19 protein-coding genes are annotated in these 19,031 nt (G+C 73.4%); 11 read left to right on the forward strand and 8 right to left on the reverse strand.

The genetic code is table 11. From position 1 onward, the window contains the following. Positions 1–120 precede the first annotated feature (120 nt). The 3 genes from ACYVD5_RS18645 to ACYVD5_RS18655 are packed head-to-tail and all read left to right on the forward strand — an operon-like array spanning position 121 to position 2,295. Complete coding sequence (locus ACYVD5_RS18645) at positions 121–1,137, forward strand: ring-cleaving dioxygenase (RefSeq protein ID WP_461002354.1); 1,017 nt, start codon at positions 121–123, stop codon at positions 1,135–1,137. Continuing rightward, positions 1,134–1,805 carry an alpha/beta hydrolase gene (locus ACYVD5_RS18650; protein ID WP_461002355.1) on the forward strand — a complete coding sequence of 224 codons (672 nt, stop codon included), beginning with the start codon at positions 1,134–1,136 and terminating at the stop codon, positions 1,803–1,805. The genes ACYVD5_RS18645 and ACYVD5_RS18650 overlap by 4 nt, the downstream gene beginning before the upstream one ends. Before the next feature lie 25 nt (positions 1,806–1,830). Further along, positions 1,831–2,295: a MarR family winged helix-turn-helix transcriptional regulator gene (locus ACYVD5_RS18655; RefSeq protein WP_461002356.1), complete on the forward strand. Its 465-nt coding sequence runs from the start codon at positions 1,831–1,833 to the stop codon at positions 2,293–2,295. Between the two features lie 68 nt (positions 2,296–2,363). Here ACYVD5_RS18655 and ACYVD5_RS18660 read toward each other — a convergent pair whose 3' ends face one another. Further along, positions 2,364–2,918: a TIGR03086 family metal-binding protein gene (locus ACYVD5_RS18660; protein ID WP_461002357.1), complete on the reverse strand. Its 555-nt coding sequence runs from the start codon at positions 2,916–2,918 to the stop codon at positions 2,364–2,366. A 258-nt stretch (positions 2,919–3,176) separates the two neighbouring features. On the opposite strand from ACYVD5_RS18660, the gene ACYVD5_RS18665 reads away from it, so the two are divergent. Both ACYVD5_RS18665 and ACYVD5_RS18670 read left to right on the forward strand, forming a co-directional pair. Next, entirely contained in the window at positions 3,177–4,079 is a 903-nt protein-coding gene (locus ACYVD5_RS18665) for a metallophosphoesterase family protein (protein WP_461002358.1), read from the forward strand. Positions 4,080–4,263: 184 nt separating this feature from the next. Continuing rightward, positions 4,264–5,685, forward strand: coding sequence for a DUF1266 domain-containing protein (locus ACYVD5_RS18670; protein ID WP_461002359.1), 1,422 nt, complete (start codon positions 4,264–4,266; stop codon positions 5,683–5,685). A gap of 63 nt (positions 5,686–5,748) precedes the next feature. Here the strand turns inward: ACYVD5_RS18670 and ACYVD5_RS18675 are convergent, their stop codons facing one another. After that, positions 5,749–6,624 (reverse strand): endo alpha-1,4 polygalactosaminidase, encoded by an 876-nt coding sequence (locus tag ACYVD5_RS18675; protein ID WP_461002360.1) that lies wholly within the window; start codon positions 6,622–6,624, stop codon positions 5,749–5,751. 155 nt (positions 6,625–6,779) lie between these two features. After that, a complete protein-coding gene (locus ACYVD5_RS18680) occupies positions 6,780–7,307 on the reverse strand; it encodes a DUF2000 domain-containing protein (protein WP_461002361.1) in 528 nt (175 codons plus the stop codon). Positions 7,308–7,452: 145 nt separating this feature from the next. Between ACYVD5_RS18680 and ACYVD5_RS18685 the strand changes: the two genes are divergently transcribed. The 3 genes from ACYVD5_RS18685 to ACYVD5_RS18695 all read left to right on the forward strand — a co-directional run bounded on the left by ACYVD5_RS18685 (position 7,453) and on the right by ACYVD5_RS18695 (position 9,952). Further along, complete coding sequence (locus ACYVD5_RS18685; RefSeq protein ID WP_461002362.1) at positions 7,453–7,959, forward strand: Lrp/AsnC family transcriptional regulator; 507 nt, start codon at positions 7,453–7,455, stop codon at positions 7,957–7,959. 182 nt (positions 7,960–8,141) lie between these two features. Beyond that, positions 8,142–8,954 (forward strand): FkbM family methyltransferase, encoded by an 813-nt coding sequence (locus ACYVD5_RS18690; protein WP_461002363.1) that lies wholly within the window; start codon positions 8,142–8,144, stop codon positions 8,952–8,954. 89 nt (positions 8,955–9,043) lie between these two features. Further along, positions 9,044–9,952 (forward strand): RNA polymerase sigma-70 factor, encoded by a 909-nt coding sequence (locus ACYVD5_RS18695; protein WP_461002364.1) that lies wholly within the window; start codon positions 9,044–9,046, stop codon positions 9,950–9,952. A 93-nt stretch (positions 9,953–10,045) separates the two neighbouring features. Here ACYVD5_RS18695 and ACYVD5_RS18700 read toward each other — a convergent pair whose 3' ends face one another. Beyond that, positions 10,046–10,789 (reverse strand): YqeB family protein, encoded by a 744-nt coding sequence (locus ACYVD5_RS18700; RefSeq protein ID WP_461002365.1) that lies wholly within the window; start codon positions 10,787–10,789, stop codon positions 10,046–10,048. 58 nt (positions 10,790–10,847) lie between these two features. Then, positions 10,848–11,084: a hypothetical protein gene (locus ACYVD5_RS18705; RefSeq protein ID WP_461002366.1), complete on the reverse strand. Its 237-nt coding sequence runs from the start codon at positions 11,082–11,084 to the stop codon at positions 10,848–10,850. A 177-nt stretch (positions 11,085–11,261) separates the two neighbouring features. On the opposite strand from ACYVD5_RS18705, the gene ACYVD5_RS18710 reads away from it, so the two are divergent. Beyond that, positions 11,262–12,632, forward strand: coding sequence for a sensor histidine kinase (locus ACYVD5_RS18710; protein ID WP_461002367.1), 1,371 nt, complete (start codon positions 11,262–11,264; stop codon positions 12,630–12,632). 639 nt (positions 12,633–13,271) lie between these two features. Here ACYVD5_RS18710 and ACYVD5_RS18715 read toward each other — a convergent pair. Together ACYVD5_RS18715 and pgi are read right to left on the reverse strand one after the other, a co-directional pair. After that, positions 13,272–13,880, reverse strand: coding sequence for a histidine phosphatase family protein (locus tag ACYVD5_RS18715; RefSeq protein ID WP_461002368.1), 609 nt, complete (start codon positions 13,878–13,880; stop codon positions 13,272–13,274). 69 nt (positions 13,881–13,949) lie between these two features. After that, positions 13,950–15,626: a glucose-6-phosphate isomerase gene (pgi, locus tag ACYVD5_RS18720; protein WP_461002369.1), complete on the reverse strand. Its 1,677-nt coding sequence runs from the start codon at positions 15,624–15,626 to the stop codon at positions 13,950–13,952. 432 nt (positions 15,627–16,058) lie between these two features. On the opposite strand from pgi, the gene ACYVD5_RS18725 reads away from it, so the two are divergent. Continuing rightward, on the forward strand, positions 16,059–17,411 hold the full coding sequence (locus ACYVD5_RS18725; RefSeq protein WP_461002370.1) for a dihydrolipoyl dehydrogenase family protein: 1,353 nt from the start codon (positions 16,059–16,061) through the stop codon (positions 17,409–17,411). A 291-nt stretch (positions 17,412–17,702) separates the two neighbouring features. After that, positions 17,703–18,488, forward strand: a complete 786-nt coding sequence (locus ACYVD5_RS18730; protein ID WP_461002371.1) for a hypothetical protein — start codon at positions 17,703–17,705, stop codon at positions 18,486–18,488. Between the two features lie 139 nt (positions 18,489–18,627). Here ACYVD5_RS18730 and ACYVD5_RS18735 read toward each other — a convergent pair whose 3' ends face one another. Then, positions 18,628–18,927 (reverse strand): DUF6221 family protein, encoded by a 300-nt coding sequence (locus ACYVD5_RS18735; protein WP_461002372.1) that lies wholly within the window; start codon positions 18,925–18,927, stop codon positions 18,628–18,630. Positions 18,928–19,031: the final 104 nt, after the last annotated feature.

Raw genomic sequence — 19,031 nt, forward strand, 5'->3', positions numbered from 1 at the left:
GCGGACGGCCGCGCGCGGCCGGTCCGGGGCACCGTAGACGCCGGACCGGTGGAATATCGTTGAATCTTCAACGGTTATCGCGGAGTGAACGCAGCGCCACCACGCAAGGGAAGGCCCACCATGGATGTGCGTCCAGCGGGGATCCACCACGTCACCGCCATCGCGAGCGATCCGCAGGCCAACGCCGACTTCTACTTGAACGCGCTGGGCATGCGGCTGGTCAAGAAGACCGTCAACTTCGACTCTCCCGAGACGTACCACCTCTACTACGGCGACCGCGCCGGCAATCCCGGTACCGTCATGACGTTCTTCCCGTGGCCGGGCGCACCAAAGGGCCGCTTGGGCGCCGGGCAGGCCACCACCACGTCGTTCTCGGTGCCCGAAGGCTCCCTTAGCTGGTGGCAGGGCCACCTCGCGGCGCTCGGGGTCGAGGCCACCCGCCCCGTCGAACGGCTCGGCGAGGACGTGCTGAGCCTGCGCGACCCGGACGGGCTCGTCATCGAACTGGTCGCCGGCGCCGACCACCACGACACCGACCCCTGGGACGGCGGCGCGGTGCCGGTCAAGCACGCCATCCGCGGTATCCGCGGGGTCACGCTGACCGAGCACGACCTGGACCGAACGGCGGGCATGCTCAACGGCAAGCTCGGCTTCGAGCCGGCCGGCGAACTGGGCAACCGCTACCGGTTCCACACCAGCGAAGCCGCGGCCGGTGTCGGCACCGTCGTCGATGTCCTGGCCGACCCCGGGGCCCGCAACGGCCTGGTCGCGGCGGGCACCGTGCACCACGTCGCCTACCGCTCCCCGGACCAGCCCACCCAGGTCAACTGGCAGCAGCGGTTGGCGGGCGACGGCGTGGACATCACCGAGGTCCGCGACCGCTCCTACTTCACGTCGGTGTACTTCCGCGAGCCCGGCGGCGTGCTGCTGGAGATCGCCACCGACGGCCCCGGCTTCGACTACGACGAGCCGCTGCTCCAGCTCGGCCGCGCCCTGAAACTTCCGCCGTGGCTGGAACCCAAGCGCGAGCAGATCGAGCGGCACCTGCCCGACCTGGTCGTCGGCGGGCACGACCGCCCCGGCGCCGATCCGGCCGCAGCTGCCGGGCGGCCGGCGGCAGAGGGGACGGGGCAGTGAGCGCGATCGGCGGCTTCCACCACGTCCGCGAACCCGCCGAGGGCCAAGAGCGGCTGACACTGCTCCTGCTGCACGGCACCGGAGCCGACGAGTACGACCTGCTCGGGCTGGGTCGGGCGCTGGCGCCCGGGGCGGGACTGCTCTCGCCCCGGGGCCGGGTCAGCGAGAACGGCGCCAACCGCTGGTTCCGGCGGCTGCGCGAGGGCGTCTTCGACGTCGACGACGTCATCGCCCGCTCCGGCGAGCTGGCGGAGTTCGTCGGAGCCGCGGTCGCCGAGTACGGGCTCGACCCGCGCCGCGTGGTCGCTGTCGGCTTCTCCAACGGCGCCAACATCGCCGCGGCCACCCTGCTGCTGCACCCGGGGCTGCTGGCGGGCGCCGCCCTGTTCGCCACCGCCGCTCCGCTGCAGGACCGCGAGCCCGGCCCGGCCGATCTCGCGGGCACGCCGGTGTTCGTGGGCGCCGGCCGCGCCGACCCGGTGACCACCATCGACCAGGCGCGGCTGCTGGCCCGCCAGCTCGAACAGCGCGGCGCCGATCTGCGGTTGCACGAGCACCCCGGCGGCCACACACTGCCCGCGCCGGTGCTGGCCGGGGCACGCGTGTGGTTGGCCGGAACCGGTCTGGCCGGCGGGGCCGCAGGCCCCGGCGAAGACCGGACCGGGTGAGGGCGCCTTGAGTACGATTGCGCCCATGGGCGATGAGGTGCGGTGGCTCGACACCGAGGAGCAAGCGGTGTGGCGCAGCCTGCTCACCGCCCAGTCCCGCATCGAGGAGGAACTCGACCACGACCTGCAGGCCCGCAACGGGCTCAGCCTGGTCGAGTTCGGCATCCTGGTCACGCTGTCCGAGGCACCGGGCATGCGGATGCGCATGCGCGTGCTCGCCGACAGCGTCATCGTCTCCAAGAGCCGCCTGTCCCACCAGATCGCGCGCCTGGAGCGCACCGGGCACGTGCGCCGCGAAAGCTGCGAGGAGGACCGCCGCGGCTCGTGGGCGGTCCTGACCGACCACGGCCTCGCCCACCTGCGCGAGGCGGCGCAGGGCCACGCCAACCGGGTCCGCGAACGGGTCTTCGACCGGCTCACCCGCGATCAGATGCGCCAACTCGGCGCCATCATGGCCGCCCTGGAGCCGGCCGGCGGCAGCGGAGGCTGACCGCCGGACCGTGTGGGAGGTGCACGGTCCCCGCAGCGGCACGGCGGGGACCGGTGCCGGCACTGCGACTACGGGCGGCGGCCCAGGTAGCCGAGCATCCTGTCCTGCTCGGAGGCGGTTTCGGGCACGCTGACCTCGGGGCCGCAGACCTCTGCGTGGCGGATGTTGTCGCCCATGCCGCGGGCCAGCTCGAAGACCCACGACACCTCCTCGGGCGGCAGGGTCTCGTCCTGACCGGTTGCGCGCGCGAGGTCCCAGCAGTGGACGACCAGGTCGAAGCCGAGATAGGTGTCAACGGTCTTGCCCACACTGGTCCGCCCCATGGCGCCGTCGTACTCCCGGCCCGCCTTGGCGGGGTCGTCCAGCAGCCGCTGCATGGTGTCGCGGGCCTCGTACCAGGATGCCACCGGGTCGTCCTCGACCGTGTGCGACGGCTCCACCGGCTGCCCGATCACCTTGGGCATCCGCGCGTGGACCTCGACGATGTGGCGCATCAGGTCGCGGGCGGTCCATCCCTCGCACGGTGTGTCGGCGTCCCAGCCGCCCGCGGGCACCCCCTCGACACGGCGGGTGAACTCGGCGGCCCGATTGCGGTAGTTCTCTGCGATTTTCGCGGTGTCCATGCTCGCGAGTCTGCCAGCGCGATCCCGGCGCAGCGCGCCGGGTCCGGGTCCGCATCCGGACATCCGCACCGCCCCGCACCGGGAACCGCCCGGGCCGGCCCGCGGCCGCCCGGGCGTTGCGCGCGGTCCCCCGCCACGGCGTAGCGGCGGCACGTCACCGGCCCCTATCTCCAGGGGCGGCTGTGCCCGCGCGCACCCGGTGTCCCAGACTGGTCGGCATGCGCGAGAAGCCGACCACCAAAGGAATGCGGAGGGCCGATGGCTGAACCGACCGCTGCTGGAGACACCGCCGCTCGGGCCGCCGCCGAGGGCGCTGCGGAATCCGCCGCCGAGCCGCGGCTGCTCGCGATCAGCGACCTGCACGTGTCCCATAGCGGCAACCGGGAGATCCTGGAAGGGCTGCGCCCGTACAACGAGGGCGACTGGCTGATCGTCGCCGGCGACGTCGCCGAGACCCCCGAGGACATCGAGTCGGCGCTGCGCCTGCTGCGCGACCGGTTCGCCGAGGTGGTGTGGGTGCCAGGCAACCACGAACTGTGGACCACACCGCGCGACCCGCTGCAGCTGCGCGGTGTCCAGCGTTATGAACAGCTTGTGGACATCTGCCGCGGCCTGGGCGTGCACACCCCTGAGGACGAGTTCCCGGTGTGGCGGGGCGCGGGCGGCCCGGTGACGGTCGTGCCGCTGTTCACCCTCTACGACTACACCTTCCGCCCGCCCGGCACCTCGACCAAGGACGAAGGGCTGGCCTACGCCCACAGCACGGGCGTGGTGTGCACCGACGAGTTCATGCTGCACCCCGACCCCTACCCCACCCGCGAGGAGTGGTGCGCCGCCCGGCTGGACTACAGCGAGCACCGGCTCTCTGCCGTCACGGGACCAACCGTGCTGGTCAACCACTACCCGCTGGTGCGCGACCCCACCGACGTCCTGTACTACCCGGAGTTCGCCCAGTGGTGCGGCAGCGTGCACACCGCCGGCTGGCACACCAAGTACGACGCCGCGGCGGTCGTCTACGGCCACCTGCACATCCCGCGGGAGACCCACTACGACGGCGTCCGGTTCCAGGAGGTCTCGGTGGGCTACCCGCGCGAATGGAAGCGCAGGCCCATCCCCGACAACCGCCTCTACCAGATCCTGCCGGCCCCGCCGGCGGTCTGAGGAGCCCCGCGCGCGTGCCGGCCCGCGCGGGCCGGCACCGTGCAGCGGCGCGGCCCCGCGGGCGCGCCCGCCCCGGCGGTGCAACCGCGCCAACCCCGACAGCGTCAGAGACCCGGACCGCCGCGCGGCTCCATCCCCTCACCCTGTGGGACCTCCCCACCACACGGCGGAAAGCACACCCGACATGGACAACCGAATCGAGCACCTTCAGGCGACCGTAAAGGGGACCCTCGCCGAGAACGCCTTCTACTTCGACACCGACCGGGGCACCGTCCGGGTACCCGGCCTGTTCACCAGCTGGGCGGCATCGACGCTGATCGTGCTGCTGGCCGGAATCGCCGGCCTGGTCGCGGCGCTCATCGTCGCGTTCCTCGGGCCCGGCCCGGTCGCCGCGGGGCTGCTGGCCGCGGGGATCGCCTTCCTTGCGCTGTTCGCCTGGGCCAACCGGCGGCCCGGTTGGGAACTGCGGCTCATCCAGCAGGCGGTCGCCCACAACCGGGGCAAGCTGCCCTTCCACGCCATCCGGCACGACCACCTGCTACTGGAGCGCGCCGGCAGCGGACGGCTCACGCTGGTGTTCCGCGGCGGCGGGGTCGACAAGCCGCTGGCCGCGTTCCGCGCCCACGAAGAGGCGGCGGCGATGCGCCTGCGCCAGCAGTTCTGGGAACTGATCTCGGCCTCCGCCACCGCTTCCGGTGCCGCCCGCAGCCCCCGCGCCGGCACGCACACCCCGCTCACCCCCGTGCAGTCCTGGATCATGGGGTCCTTCGCGATCTTCGCCGAGGTCAACGGCCAGCCGCTGGACCGGCTGGGACCGGAGTCGGCCGCCGAGCGCGCCGCCGACCAGCGCAGTGCCCACCGGGTCCTGGCCGACGCCTGGGACACCGCGGGCCGCGATCAACTGCTGGCCAACATCGACGCCCTGGTCACCGCCGGCCACCGCGAGGACTTCGCGCACAGCGCCGCCGTGGCCGCACTGCCCCGGACCGCCCAGGACACCTACATCCAGCTGCTGCGGTGGGCCGACGACTGTGCCGCCAACGGCGGCCGGATCGGTGCGCCGCCGCTGGACGACGCGCTGCGCCGCATCCTCTTCCTGCGCCACGGCCCCCAAGGCGACCGCTACGCGCGCCTCTACGACGCCTACGCCGCGGGCACGGCCCCCACCGGAGCGGGCCCCGACACCCGCGCACTCGCCGAGATCGAATCCTTCACCGCCCAGTTGGCCGCCGGCCGCGGTTTCGGGCAGGAGGAGGCCGACCGGGTCTCGATGCTGGCCGGGGCCCCGCCGGAACAGGTGCAGCACAAGCACCTGGTCTGGGACTACGCCCGCGCGATGATGCTGTACCGGTGGGGCCACCTGGCCGGGTGGCTGGAGGCCGACTTCTGCTGGGACCGCATGCTGCCGCTGGCGCGCGAAATCCAGCGCGCCTACGGCTCCTGGGTGGAGATGGGCGAGTACTACCTCAGCGGGCGGCGGCTGTGGGCGGGCGGCGTGCCCGGCGATCAGGACCGGTTCGAGGAGGCGGCGGCCCGGCTGCGCGGCAGCCCGCGCAGCCCGTGGAACACCCTCGCGTGGTCCCACCCGCTGGAGCGCGACTGGTAACCCGCGGCCCGCCGGCGGGCCGCGGCTGGCACCGGTCGGTGCGGTCGGGCGGTTCGGGCGGCCTTAGCCGGCCCCGACCCCCGCACACGTGCCGTGGACGTGGTCGGGGTGGCCCTTCGGGAGCACGTCGACATCGCGCAGGACGACCGACACCCCCGCGTCCGTGTACGAGCAGGCCGCGTCCATGTCGGCTTCGCGGTACTCGACATCGAGCACCCGGCCCGGGTAGGCGTCCGCATAGGTCCCGCACTCGTCCCAGCGGCCGCACTCCTCGGCCACCGCGAAATCGAACCCGGCCACCGGCCCCCCGCCTGCGCCCTCGATGAGTTCGGCGGCGTTCTTCTGCCCGGCGGCCAGACCTTCGGCGTGTGCGCGCTCGGTTAGCAGCTTGGCGAACTCCACCGCGTGCCGCTGGGTGAGCTGCGACCGCGAGCGGGACCAGGAGTCCAGGTTGTCCAGTTCCACGGCGTCGAACCCGGAATCCGCGCACCCGGCCATCCAGTCGCCGACAATCCCGGCCGCCGCCTCGCGCTTGTCCGCGGTCGAGATATCGATCAGCGCCTCGTCCCAGTCCGGGTCGATGACCACATCTCCGCCTGCGTCGCGCAGCAGTAGATCGGGGTGGTTCTCTTGCCACCAGTCCAGCTCCTGGGGCTGCACCTGGTAGCCGTTGACATAACAGACGTTGTAGACCCCGGCGGCGGGCGTGTCCGCACGGTCGCGGATCACCGCCTCCGCACCCTGCGGCGGGGTGTAGACGCCGCCGATCTGGTAGTCGAATTCCGCGTTCCGCGGCGGGAGGACCACATCCGCCGCCGCGGCGGTCGCGGACTCCCCGTCGGCTACGGGCCGGGCGCCCGCGGAATCCGGGGTGCCGCAGGCCGCGAGGGCCAGCAGGGCGGCGAGCGGGAGGGTGCGCAACAGGCTCCGTGCTGTCATGGCGACAAAGCTACCGACATTCTCCGGCAGCCGCGCACGCAGGGCCCACCGCCCGCCGGTCGCCTCGGCTCCGCGGTGCGCGCGGGCGGCGCGGTCACCGCCGCGCCGGACCGAGCGCGCCCCCGCCGCCGCAACCGAACGGCAGGCGCCGCGGCTCACCCGAACAGCGGCAGGCGGCCGACGATCTTGTCGACCTTGTTGCGGGGGCCCACCAGGGCCACACCCTGGTAGCGGATGTCCGCGGGTTCGGTGTCGGCGAGGGCGTCCAGATAGCCGCCGTAGACCCGGCAGACCTGGGCGAGCGAGGGCATGTCCACCACCAGCAGACCCGTCTTGGCCATCGCCGAGTCGCGCACCCGGGCCACCGCGTCGGCGTCGCCGCTCAGCACGGTGCAGCCCGTCCACGGCAGCCCCCGGTGCACAGCGCCCGATGCGTCGGCGCCGCCCGGCCCGATCAGCCGGGGCAGTTCCCGCCCCACGGCGGCGGCCAGGCAGCCCGCGGTGTTGGCGGCCAGGCCCGCGTCCAGGCCGCCGTCGATCACCATCACCCACTTCACGCGCGCACTGCGGGTGGGGGCGTCGATGGTGATGTCGTCAGGGCCGAGTTCAACGGGGTCGGGGAGGGCCTCGGCGGGGTCCGGTCGGGGCAGGTCCCGTTCGGACCGGGTCAGCTGGTCGGTCATGGGTGCTTCCTCCGCGTCGGGCACCGCTGCGCTGCGTTCGGCGGCGCCGTGAACATGAGATATACGCGTACGCTGGCCGAAGCTAGTCATCCGTGCGCAATATGGAAAACGCCGCCGAACTTTGTTCGGCAAAGGGGTGGAAAAGGTGGATCTGGACGAACTTGATCGCGCGATCCTGCGAGCGCTGCAGCAGGACGCCCGGCGCACCAACCGCGACCTGGCCGCGGCCGTCGGTGTCGCGCCCTCCACGTCGTTGGAGCGGGTGCGGTCGCTGCGGGAGCGCGGGGTGCTGCGCGGCTACCGGGCGGAGGTCGATCTGGAGGCGATCGGGCGCGGGGTCCAGGCCATGATCTCGGTACGGATCCGCCCGCCGTCGCGGCGCAACATCGAGGCGTTCCGCGAATGGGCGGCGCGGCTGCCGGAAACCGTGGGGTTGTTCGTCACCTCGGGAAGCCAGGACTTCCTGGTGCACGTGGCCGTGCCCGACACCGATGGGCTCTACGCGTTCGTCATCGACCGGCTGACCGAGCGCCCCGAAGTGGCCGATGTCGAAACCAGTGTCGTCTACGAGCACGTGCGCGCCCCGGCGGTCGAACCCGTGCGCCCCCGCACCGGATCGGCACAATCCGCGCATCCCCGTCCGGAACGCTGATCCGCTGCCCGAAGACGGCACGGGGAAGCCTTGACCTGGGCTACTTTGCCTTCGTCGGCACTACGGCACCAACACAAGCGGACGATCGGCCGCCCCGGCCACTGCCGCCGGGGGGTCGGCCGGTGCGGCAAGCACCGTAGGGTAGCCGGTCACAGCCAGCGCGGATAAGGAGGCCGACGACCATGACGACACCCGCTGCCCGGCGGCGCGACGACGGCGAGGCGCACCCGGCCGGCTCGCCCCGGCCGCGGCGCCAACCGCTGCGGCTCGGTGCGATGGCCGCCACCCTGAGGGCTTGCGCTGCCGTACGGCTGAGCGAACCCGAGATCCGCGGATTGGCGCAATTGGTGCCGCCCGGCGGAATCTGCTTCGACATCGGCGCCGCATACGGCATGTACACGTTCCCGTTGGCGCAGCTCGTGGGCCCGCACGGGCAGGTGCTGTCCTTTGAGCCGCTGCCCAACCCTTTCCGCATCCTCGCGGCGGGGGTCCGTGCGTCGGGCGCCGGCAACATCCGGATCCACAATGCCGCCATGGGCCCCCGCAGCGAATCCGCGCAGCTCACGCTCCCCCACCGGTTCGGGCTGCCGATTCACGGCTGGGCCTATCTGCGGACCGGCATGGAGCGCCCCGGGCGGGACTTCTCGTTCGGCGCCGAGCGGATCCTGCACACACGGGTGCGCACCGTCGACGAGATCTGCGCCGAGCAGGGCATCGACCGCGTTGACTTCATCAAGGCCGACGTGGAGGGTTTCGAGTCGGCGGTGCTCGACGGCGCCGAAAAGACCATCGAGGCCCGCAAGCCGGCGCTGCTGCTGGAGATCGAGGACCGCCACCTCGACAAGTACGGCATGACCGCGGAGTCGATGGCCGGGGCCCTGCGGGAGCGCGGATACACCATGTACCACTGCCGCGGCGGACGCTGGGTGCCCGCCGCGGCAGTGACCGACCAGTGCCGCAACTACCTGTTCGCGGCCGACGGCGCCTTCGGCTGATACCGCCTGCTGCCCCGTTGCGCGACCGCCGCACCCGGATCCCGTGGGGCGGCCGCGGCATGCGCAGGCGGGCGCTTAGCATCGTCGGTGTGGACCCTTCGCGACCGGCGGCCCCAACGGCGAAAACCGATCTGTTCACCGAGCAGCGCCCCCGCCTGCTGGGGCTGGCCTACCGGCTACTCGGCTCCGCCGCCGAGGCCGAGGACGCCGTGCAGGATGCGTTCCTGCGCTGGGACGCGGCCGACACCGCCGCCATACGGGTGCCCGAAGCGTGGCTGGCCAAAGTCGTCACGAACCTGTGCCTGAACCGGCTCACGTCGGCGCGGGCGGTCCGCGAAAGCTACATCGGGCCGTGGCTCCCCGAACCCGTGCTGACCGACAACGGCGCCCTCGGCCCGTTGGAAACCGTCGAGCAGCGCGAGTCGGTGTCGGTGGGGGTACTGGTCATGCTGGAGCGGCTCACCCCGCCCGAGCGCGCGGTGTTCGTGCTGCGCGAGGCGTTCGGCCACACCCACCAGGAAATCGCCGAACTGCTCGACGTCGAAGAGGCCCACTCGCGGCAGTTGCTGCGCCGCGCCCGCGAGCACGTCGGCACGGCGCAGCGCCGCTTCGCCGCCGATGCCGCCGAGCAGCGGCGGATCGCCGAACGGTTCACCGCCGCCGCCGTACAGGGCGACGTGGGCGCGCTGGAGCGCATGCTCGCCGAGGACGCCGTGGCCTGGACCGACGGCGGCGGCCGGGCCCGGGCGGCGCGCCGCCCGATCTTCGGCGGCGCGAAGCTGGCGCGCTTTGTGGCCGGCGCCTTCGCCAGGCCTGAGGCGGCCGTAACACAGGCGGAGTTCCGGGAGGTCAACGGCGAAGTCGCCGTGCTGCTCTGGCAGGGCGGCGACCTGACCTCGGTCGTATGGCTGGAAACCGCGCCTGATGGGCGGATCACGGCGGTGCGTGCCGTGCGGCCGCCGGAGAAACTGGCGTTCGCCGCGCAACAGGCGGGCTGAACCCGGGGCGTGGCGACCGTGGAGGTTGCCGTCCGCGGCGGCGATAGTGCAGAAATGCCCGTCTCACGTTAAAATTTGGGCATTTCTGCATGATCATCCTGTCGGCGGTGCCGCGTCTCCGGTGTCCGCGTGCCCGGTGGTGCGCCAGTACTGGGCCTTGCGCTCGTCGCGCACCACGAGCCCGAGTTTGGCCAGTTCCGCGCGGAGTTCCTCGGCGTCCCGAGCGGCCTCGGAGCCGTCTTTGCGCAGTGCCCGCGCCCGCGCGGCGAACAGCGCGTGGGCGCTCGCGGAGAGTTCCGGTAGCCCTTCCACCCAGCGCCGGTACTCACCCGCGTGGGGGTCGCCGTCGGCGCACCACGGGTAGCCGTGGGCGCGGAAGGCCGCGGCCAGCCGGGCCGCGCTGAGGTCGGTGGGTTGCCCGGCCAGCTCCGCGGAGCCGGGTCCCAGCGCCACCAGCCGCTTGCCGTCCTTGAACACCGCGCCGGTGTCCGACCGCGCAAAGGCGGTCCGCTGTTCGTCGCGCTCGATGGTGGCCGTGTCGTCGGTGATCGTGACCTTGACGCTTTCGCTCTCGCCGATGGCGGCCAGTACCAGCCCGGCGACCAGGCCGAGCGCGGCGCCGCCGATGCGGGCGGGCGTGTCGGGCAGCGAGGCGATGAGCTGCGCCGGGCCTTCGAACGGCGCCCACGGCCAGGCGACCATCCAGTCGGCCAGGCTCTTGAGCAGGGCGCCGAGCACGATCCCCAGCAGCGGAAATCCGGCCCACATCAGGGCCCGCTCGCTCTTGCGGTTCGCGACGATGGTCGTCCCGCCCGCTCCCGGCGCCTCCGGTTTCATGCCGACCCTCTCCTCTGCTGCCGCGTCCTGTCGGAACCGTCCCCGGCACGGACCGCGGTCAGCCGCCGCGGATGCGCGTCGCGGCCACCAGCACCGCGATCCCGGCCACAAGTAGCGAGGCGTTGGCGAAGACCAGGTACCCGCCCAGCCACTGCAGCCCGTCCAGGGCCGACAAGCGGTCCAGGACCGACAGCCCGCCTGCCCACCGCGTCCATCCGGTACCGAGGGCACCGGCCAGACCGGCGGCGGCCTGCAGGCAGATGATGAGGCCGGCGGCCTGCGCAATCCGTGCCATGCCCCGACGGTAGGCCGCCGGTGCGCCGCGGCGCGTCGGCCGCCGGTATCGGACTGCGCGACCGGGGTCGCCGGTCTGCCGGGGGCCGTCAGCCGAAAGTATCCATCGCTGCGACTCCGGTCGCGGGATCGGCGGCGCGGGTCCGCGCCGACCGGGCCGGCGAGTAGGTTCGGGACCATGGACGGCGCACCGACCGGCCCCGATTCGCGGACCGGATCCCCGGCGGACACCTCGGCCGGAACCCGCACCGCCGACCGCAACGACGACCGCAACGACGACGGCGGCAGCGGCCCCGCCGGCCGGACCGCCGGGTCCGCAGGGCTCCGCCGCAAACGCGGCCCGCGCGAGTGGGCCGTCGACATCGGCCTGTTCCTGGCCGCGGTCGGCTACGGGCTGGCGTGGGCGGTCGCGCTGACAGAGGATCCCGAGGTCACGCAGCAGGCGCTCCTGCGGGAGCAGCTCGTCTGCGCGGCCGCGTGTGCCGCGGTGTGGCTGCGGCGCCGCAGCCCCGTGGGACTGGCTTTGGGGCTGATACCGCTGTCGGCCTACGCCGCGCTCGCCGACGGCGCCCAGTTCGTCGCCCTGTTCACCGTCGCCATCCATCGCGGCGCGCGCCCTACGGCCCTGTGCGGCGCCGCCGTGGTGGCCGGCCAGATCTGCTACTTCGCACTGTTCAACACGCTCGTCCCGCCGGAGCGCCAGGCCGACCCGAACGAGCTGCAGTGGATCACGGCGTTCACAGCGGTGATGGTCGCGGCGGTGCTGGGCTGGGGGACTGTGATCCGGCACCGGCGCCGGCTCGTGCTGTCGCTGCGCGAGCGGGCGGCGCGCGCGGAGTCGGAGGCGCGGTTGCGGGCGGAGCAGGCGCAACTGCACGCGCGCGAGCAGATCGCCCGCGAGATGCACGACGTGCTCGGCCACCGGCTGTCGCTGCTCAGCGTGCACGCCGGCGCCCTGGAGTACCGTCCGGACGCTCCGGCCGCCGAGGTCGCCCGCGCCGCCGCGGTGATCCGGGGCAGCGCGCACCAGGCGCTGCAGGACCTGCGCGAGGTCTTCGGGGTGCTGCGCGCCCCGGTGGGCGAACTACCGCAGCCGACGCTGGCCGACGTGCGCGGGCTGGTCGCCGAGTCGGTGGCGGCCGGGATGCGGGTGGAGCTGCACGAGGAGGTCGCGGAAGGCAGGGCGCCGCCCGACACGATCGGCCGCACGGCTTACCGGATCGTGCAGGAAGGGTTGACCAACGCCCGCAGGCACGCAGCGGGCGCGCGCGTGCAGGTGCGCATCTGCGGCGGTCCGGGCGACGGGCTCGCGGTGGAGGTGCACAACACCGCCGCGGAGCCGGAAGCGGGTCGGCCGGATTCCGGTGCTGCTCCGCCGGTGTTGGCGGATGCCGCGGCATCCGCCAACACCGGCGCGGAACGCCCCTCGGGCGGCCAGGGCCTCATCGGCCTCGCCGAACGCGTCTCCCTCTCCGGCGGCCGCCTCAGCCACGGCCCGGACGAATCAGGAGGATTCAGCATCACGGCCCGGCTGCCCTGGGGCGACTAAGTCCTGTTTAATAGACCATGATCGGTCAGGACTGCCCGCATGCCGGTGCCCGCGCAGCAGCGAGGTCTCCGGTGGACCGATCAACCCGGAAGAAGCCGACCCGCACCCGGACACCGGTGGTGGACCGGCCATGGCGACCAGTGCGTTCGGGGACCGGGGCGGACACGGGTCCGCTCGGCGGCCTTGTCCGCTGCCGTCAAAAGGCGGCCTGGGGCGGAAAAGCAGCGGCAACGGCCGCGGGCGGCGGGGGCGGGCGGCGCACCGGTCCCACCCGCAGGCAGCCGGGGCGGGCGACCCACCGATGACCATGCAGAAATGCCCAGATTTCAAAGCTGAGACCGGCATTTCTGCATGATCATCAATAGAAACCCGACATAACGGGTGCACGGCCACCCGGTAATCCGACTTAACGGACACACACGCGCCCGCCCGGCCGACCTCCGCCCCCGGTGCCGCTTTTCCGTGCAGGCCACCCGCCGCCCGGCAGGCCACAAGGCCGCACAGCGGACCCGGGCCGCCCCTCCGGCCACGAGGAGCCGCCCGTGCCCGCCCACCCACCCGGGCCGACCGCCGCCCTCGGTGCCGCTAACACACACTTCCTAAACAGGGCTTAGCCGAACTGCAGGTCGGCCGCGCGCTTCATTCCGCCGGCGGTCCCATGTTCCAGTCGGTGACTACCGGGCGGCCGTGTTCCTTGCCCAAGCGGGCCATGCCCGCGGTTTCCAAGCGGAACAGTGCGCCGCGGTCGGCCGGCAGGCCCAGGCGGCGGGCCGTCAGGACCCGGAGCAGGTGGCCGTGGGCGACCACGGCGGCGTCGGCGGCGCCGTCGTCGTCCAGGATCGGCCGGAGCCGCTCCAGCACCCGGTCGGCCCTGGCGCCCACCTGCTCGACGCTCTCTCCCGGGTGCGGGGGTCCGCCGGGAACCACACCGTCGCGCCAGATGTACCAGCCCGGCCGGTCGTGCTGGATGCCGGCGGTGGTGCGGCCCTCGTAGCCGCCGTAGTCCCACTCCATCAGGTCCGGTTCGGTTTCGGCCCCGCCGCGGAGCCCGGCCAACTCGGCGGTGCGCCAGGCCCGCTCCAGCGGGCTCGCGAGCACCTGCGAGAGTCGCCGCTTGGCCAGCAGCGGCCACAGGGCGCGCGCCTGCTCCTCGCCCTTGGCGGTCAGCGGCACATCGGTGCGCCCGGTGTGCCGCCGCGACCGGCTCCACTCTGTTTCGCCGTGGCGAATCAGCAGCAGCCCGCCCATGTCACTCCTCCCCTGTGGTCCGGTCGCCCCCATGGCCGCCGCGGCCCGCGCGGCCCCGCCCGCAGCCCGTCACCCGTTCAGCGTCCGGTACCGGTTGACCAGGGCCGATGTCGACGAGTCCAGCCCGGGCACATCGGCGCCCTCGGTCAGAGCCGGTTCGATCCGCTTGGCGAGCACCTTGCCCAGCTCGACGCCCCACTGGTCGAAGGAGTCGATGCCCCAGACGGCGCCCTGAACGAACACCTTGTGCTCGTAGAGCGCAACGAGCTGGCCCAGCACCGACGGTGTCAGCTCGGTGGCCAGGATGGTGGACGTGGGCCGGTTGCCGGCGAAGGTGCGGTGCGGCACCTGCTCGGCCGGCACCCCCTCGGCGGCGACCTCCTCGGCGGTCTTGCCGAAGGCCAGCGCCTGGCCCTGGGCGAACATGTTGGCCATCAGCAGGTCGTGCTGGGCGATCAGTTCCGCGGTCATGCCGGCGGCGGGCCGGGCGAACCCGATCAGATCGGCCGGGACCAGCTTGGTGCCCTGGTGCAGCAGCTGGTAGTAGGCGTGCTGCCCGTTGGTGCCGGGCGTGCCCCACACAACGGGGCCGGTGGACCAGTTCACCGGTCGGCCGGCGCGGTCGACCGACTTGCCGTTGGACTCCATGTCCAGCTGCTGGAGGTAGTCGGGGAAGCGGGCCAGGTACTGGCTGTAGGGCAGCACGGCGTGCGACTGGGCACAGTAGAACCCGCCGTACCAGATGCCGAGCATGCCCATCAGCATCGGCACGTTGGCTTCGATCGGCGCGGTGCGGAAGTGGTCGTCGACCAGCCGGAACCCGTCGAGCATCTCGCGGAAGCGCTCCGGGCCGATGGCGATCATCAGCGACAGCCCGATCGCCGAGTCCAGGGAGTAGCGGCCGCCCACCCAGTCCCAGAACTCGAACATGTTGGCGGTGTCGATGCCGAACTCGGCGACCTTTTCGGCGTTGGTGGAGACGGCGGCGAAGTGCCGCGCCACGGCCGCGACGTCGCCGTCCAGGCCCGACAGCAGCCACGCCCGCGCGGAGGTCGCGTTGGTGATGGTCTCGACCGTCGTGAACGTCTTGGACGACACGATGAACAGGGTGCGGGCCGGGTCCAGGTCGCTGACCGTCTCGTGCAGGTCGGCGCCGTCGACGTTGGAGACGAAGCGGACCTCGATGCCGCCCTCGCCGCCGGGCCCGGGGCGGGCGAAGGGCCGCAGCGCCTCGTAGGCCATGGCCGGGCCCAGGTCGGAGCCGCCGATGCCGATGTTGACGACGGTGGTGATGGGGTCGTTGTAGTGCCCGACCCAGGTGCCCGAGCGCACGCGCTCGGCGAATCCGGCCATCTCATCCAGCACGCGGTGCACGTCGGGCACCACGTTGCGCCCGTCGACCTCGACCACCGCGCCGCGCGGCGCCCGCAGGGCGGTGTGCAGCACGGCACGGTCCTCGGTGACGTTGATCCGCTCGCCGCGGAACATGGCGTCCCGCAGTTCGGCAACGCCGGTGGCCTCCACGAGGCTGCGCAACAGCCCCAGCGTTTCGTCGGTGACCAGGTGCTTTGCATAGTCCAGGTGCAGGTCGCCGACCTGGAGGGTGTAGCGGTCGCCGCGCGCGGGGTCGGCGGCGAACAGCTCGCGCAGGCCGGTCTCGCCGAGCTGCGTACGGTGCTTGCCCAGGGCCGCCCATTCGGGGAGGCGGTCCAACGGGGTGCGGGCGTTCGGTGTCGTGTCGGGCATCGGTTTCGCTCCTCGCGTGTCCATTCTCGATGTGGTGCGCATCGTCGCGGGCGGAGGCCGACCGCCCGGCGCAGGCGCGCCGCACCGGCCGCGCGCCACCGGAGCACACCCCTACCCGGCATCATGCCGCGCTGACCGGAACGCGCGTGCGGACGGCTTACCGCCGAGCGGTTCCGGCTCGGCTCCGGCTTGGTTCGGGTTCGGATCCCACCGGGTCCGGCCGCGGCTTCCCGTTGCCGGTTCCAGGTCGCCTCCAACCCGAACCGGGGTAGGAGACCACCGCCGGCGACGGCGTGTCAGGGCCCGCCGGTGCAACCGATCGTGCCATACCGGACGGCGGGCCCCCGCGTCCGCGGTGGCCCTGTCAGCGCCCTGTTCCGGAGCTCACACCGCAGCCCGGCCAATCCCGCGACCGAAAGGCAGAGGATGCACATGGACGCCCAGTACGACGCCGTTGTGATCGGCATGGGACCGGGAGGCGAGGTCGCAGCGTCCCAACTGGCGCAGCACGGCAAGCGCGTCGCCGTGGTCGAGCGCGAGCTCATCGGTGGAGAGTGCGGCTACTGGGCCTGCATCCCCTCCAAGACGCTGTTGCGGCCATTGGAAGCCGCAGCCGGAGCCGCCGCGGTGGCGGGGCTGGGCTCGCCGGTCGCCGACTGGGCGGCCATGCGCGCCTACCGCGACACCATGATCCGCCATCTGGACGATTCCAAGCAGGTCGAGGGCTACCGGTCCCAGGGTGTGCCGGTGTTCAAGGGCACCGCCCGCCTCGTCGGGCGAGACCCGTGGGTGGTGGCCGTGGACGAGCACCGGCTGACCGCCGGCAACGTGATCGTGGCCACCGGCTCGGCGACGATGCGCCCGCCGATCGAGGGACTGGAGGAGGTCGAGGTCTGGACCAACCGGCAGGCCACCACGCTTGAAGAGATTGCCGACCGGGCGGTGGTCGTCGGCGGCAGCGCGGTCGGCGTGGAAATGGGCCAGTTCCTCGCCCGCATGGGGTGCGAGGTGACGCTGGTGCAGCGCGGCCCTGCCCTGATGGACCGCGAGGAGCCGCGGGTGGGCGAGCTGGCCGCCGAGTTGCTGCGCCGCGACGGCGTGGAGGTGCGCACCGGGACCGAACCGCGCCGGGCGCACCGGCGGGGCCGCGACAGCGTGCTGGAGCTGGACGACGGCTCCGAGGCGGCCGGCGACGTGGTGCTGCTGGCGACCGGCCGCACCCCGCGCCTGGAGGCGCTGGAGCTTGAGGGGGTGGGTGTCGAGGCCGGCCGCAAGGGGCTGGCCGTGGACGGGCGCTGCCAGGTCGCACCGGGGCTGTGGGCGGTCGGCGACGCCACCGGTACCTCCCTGTTCACCCATGTGGCCAAGTACCAGGCGGGCGTCGTCGCGGCGAACATCCTGGGCCGCCACCGCACGGCCGACTACACCGGCGTGCCGCGCGTCGTCTTCGCCGACCCCGAGATCGCCGCCGTGGGGCTGACGGCCGGGCAGGCGCGCGCCAAGGGTTTGGACACGGTGTCGGCGGAGGTCGACCTGACCGCGGGGCTGGCGCGGCCTTGGACCTACGAAACCTCGCCGTCGGGGCGCCTGGGCGTCCTGGCCGACCGGTCGAGCCGCACACTGGTCGGCGCCTGGGCGGTGGCCCCGCTCGCGGGCGAGTGGATCCACACCGCCGCGTTGGCGATCCGCGAGGGGATCACCGTCGACCGGCTCCGCGAAAGCATCATCCAGTTCCCCACATTCAGCGAGGGCTACGTGCTGGCGGTCAACGAGCTGGACCTGTAGGGGCGCGCGGCGGGCGCCGGGCTCCGGCGGGGCCGGACGCTGGAAATGCGCGTGTAACAGTGCCAGAGTCGGGCAGGGGGAACACTTCCGGGTCCGGCCGGATGCGGTGCCGCGGCCGGCGCGGCCGTCCGCGCAGCCGGATGCGGCACGGCCTACGTCCTGCGGCCGAGCCGGGGCGGGCGTGCTGCGCCCGGCGCGGTAGGTGCGGTGCCGCCGGCGGCACGACGACATGCGCACGCAAACCGAGCAGACTCGGCGGCGATACACCCACGCATACGAGGGGCGGTCCTCATGGGAGCCGATGCAGCTTGGCGCGCGGGCCTGCAGGCTGCGCGCGACCAGGACCCGCGCACCGCACCGGACACCGCCGCGCCGCCGCGGTCGCCGGTTCCAGTGGCCGCGCCGGTGCCGCCCGCGCCGCCCGTACCGGCGCTGCCCTCGGCACCGCCCGGGATCCTGCTGCCCCACCCGCCCGCGCCGCGCCCGCCGTCGGACGCCCCCGCCGCGTCCCCTGATCTGCCGGGGAGCGAGCCGGGCGGCGCGGCCCGCTCCGGCCTGCCTGCCCTGCCCGCCGGTCGGGCGCTGCCGCGCGGCGGGGGCAGCGCCGCACGTCCGGCCGCGGCGCGGGTGCCGGCTCCGATCGCGGTGCCGCTTTCCGCGGGTGCGGCGGGCGTACGCGCCGCGGCCGGTGCGTGGCGGCCCGCTGTGCTGTGGACGCTGCGCCTGGCGGTGCTGGTCCAGGTCGCCATTGTGCTGCTGCGGTCGGCGACCGGCGCCGTCGCGTCATCCGGCCCGCCGGACGCCGCCACCGCCGCCGCGGGGCTGCTCGGCGGCCTTGTGCTGGCAGCCGGCCTCGCACAGACGGCGGCGGCCGCGGCGATCGGGGCCGCCGCGCGCGCCTCGTGGAGCCCGGCGGTGTTCAGCGCCGGGCTGCTGGTCGGCGCGTTGGTGCAGGCGGGTGTGGCCGCCACCGCCGAACCCGCCTACCAGTTGCTGCTCGGCGCGGTGCTGGTCGCTCCGGGCCTGTGGGTGGCGCTGTGGGCGTGGGGCTGGCAGTGGCCGGCTCCGGCCGGCTGACCCGGACCATGCGCAGGCCGGGGGTGCTGGGCGGCCTGCTCTCGGACCGGCCACCGCGGCCGACTCGGCCCGCCGGCGTTTTGGGCCCAACAGCGGCGGCGACGGCAGCGGACGGCAGCGGGCGCTCGATCGGCCGCGGTCAGCTCTTCCAGGCCGTGTCGTAGTCGGGGTGGGCGGCGTAGACGGCCGCGAGGTGTTCGACGGCGCGGCGCCAGGCGTGCAGGGCCGACCAGGCGCCGTCTTCGGCCGCGGCGGACGTTGCGCCGTTGTTCAGGGTGTCCATGCACTCGTGGTACGTGGCGGTGTAGGCGTCGACGATCCCGCGTTTGGCGTGGACGTCGGCACGGGCGCGTTCGGGCCCCCCGGTGCCCGGCGATGCCGCGTGCGCGGCGCTTTCGTCCTCCGCCAAGCGCGCGTTGATGAACTCCACGATCGTCACCCTGTTCCGCTCCTTCCGCTGGAGTCCACTCACAACCGACGCCCCCGCCGCGTGCCGGGTTCCGGGTTCCCTGGTGCGGTTGATCCGCCCGCGCCCACTGTGCA

This window comes from Streptomonospora sediminis (assembly GCF_054778995.1).

What these genes read in the sequence shown, in the direction of transcription:
- ACYVD5_RS18645 (WP_461002354.1), top strand. Translation starts at nt 121, where the DNA reads ATGGATGTGCGTCCAGCGGGGATCCACCACGTCACCGCCATCGCGAGC.
- ACYVD5_RS18655 (WP_461002356.1), top strand. Translation starts at nt 1,831, where the DNA reads ATGGGCGATGAGGTGCGGTGGCTCGACACCGAGGAGCAAGCGGTGTGG.
- ACYVD5_RS18660 (WP_461002357.1), bottom strand. Translation starts at nt 2,918, where the DNA reads ATGGACACCGCGAAAATCGCAGAGAACTACCGCAATCGGGCCGCCGAG.
- ACYVD5_RS18665 (WP_461002358.1), top strand. Translation starts at nt 3,177, where the DNA reads ATGGCTGAACCGACCGCTGCTGGAGACACCGCCGCTCGGGCCGCCGCC.
- ACYVD5_RS18670 (WP_461002359.1), top strand. Translation starts at nt 4,264, where the DNA reads ATGGACAACCGAATCGAGCACCTTCAGGCGACCGTAAAGGGGACCCTC.
- ACYVD5_RS18675 (WP_461002360.1), bottom strand. Translation starts at nt 6,624, where the DNA reads ATGACAGCACGGAGCCTGTTGCGCACCCTCCCGCTCGCCGCCCTGCTG.
- ACYVD5_RS18680 (WP_461002361.1), bottom strand. Translation starts at nt 7,307, where the DNA reads ATGACCGACCAGCTGACCCGGTCCGAACGGGACCTGCCCCGACCGGAC.
- ACYVD5_RS18690 (WP_461002363.1), top strand. Translation starts at nt 8,142, where the DNA reads ATGACGACACCCGCTGCCCGGCGGCGCGACGACGGCGAGGCGCACCCG.
- ACYVD5_RS18700 (WP_461002365.1), bottom strand. Translation starts at nt 10,789, where the DNA reads ATGAAACCGGAGGCGCCGGGAGCGGGCGGGACGACCATCGTCGCGAAC.
- ACYVD5_RS18705 (WP_461002366.1), bottom strand. Translation starts at nt 11,084, where the DNA reads ATGGCACGGATTGCGCAGGCCGCCGGCCTCATCATCTGCCTGCAGGCC.
- ACYVD5_RS18710 (WP_461002367.1), top strand. Translation starts at nt 11,262, where the DNA reads ATGGACGGCGCACCGACCGGCCCCGATTCGCGGACCGGATCCCCGGCG.
- ACYVD5_RS18715 (WP_461002368.1), bottom strand. Translation starts at nt 13,880, where the DNA reads ATGGGCGGGCTGCTGCTGATTCGCCACGGCGAAACAGAGTGGAGCCGG.
- pgi (WP_461002369.1), bottom strand. Translation starts at nt 15,626, where the DNA reads ATGCCCGACACGACACCGAACGCCCGCACCCCGTTGGACCGCCTCCCC.
- ACYVD5_RS18725 (WP_461002370.1), top strand. Translation starts at nt 16,059, where the DNA reads ATGGACGCCCAGTACGACGCCGTTGTGATCGGCATGGGACCGGGAGGC.
- ACYVD5_RS18730 (WP_461002371.1), top strand. Translation starts at nt 17,703, where the DNA reads ATGGGAGCCGATGCAGCTTGGCGCGCGGGCCTGCAGGCTGCGCGCGAC.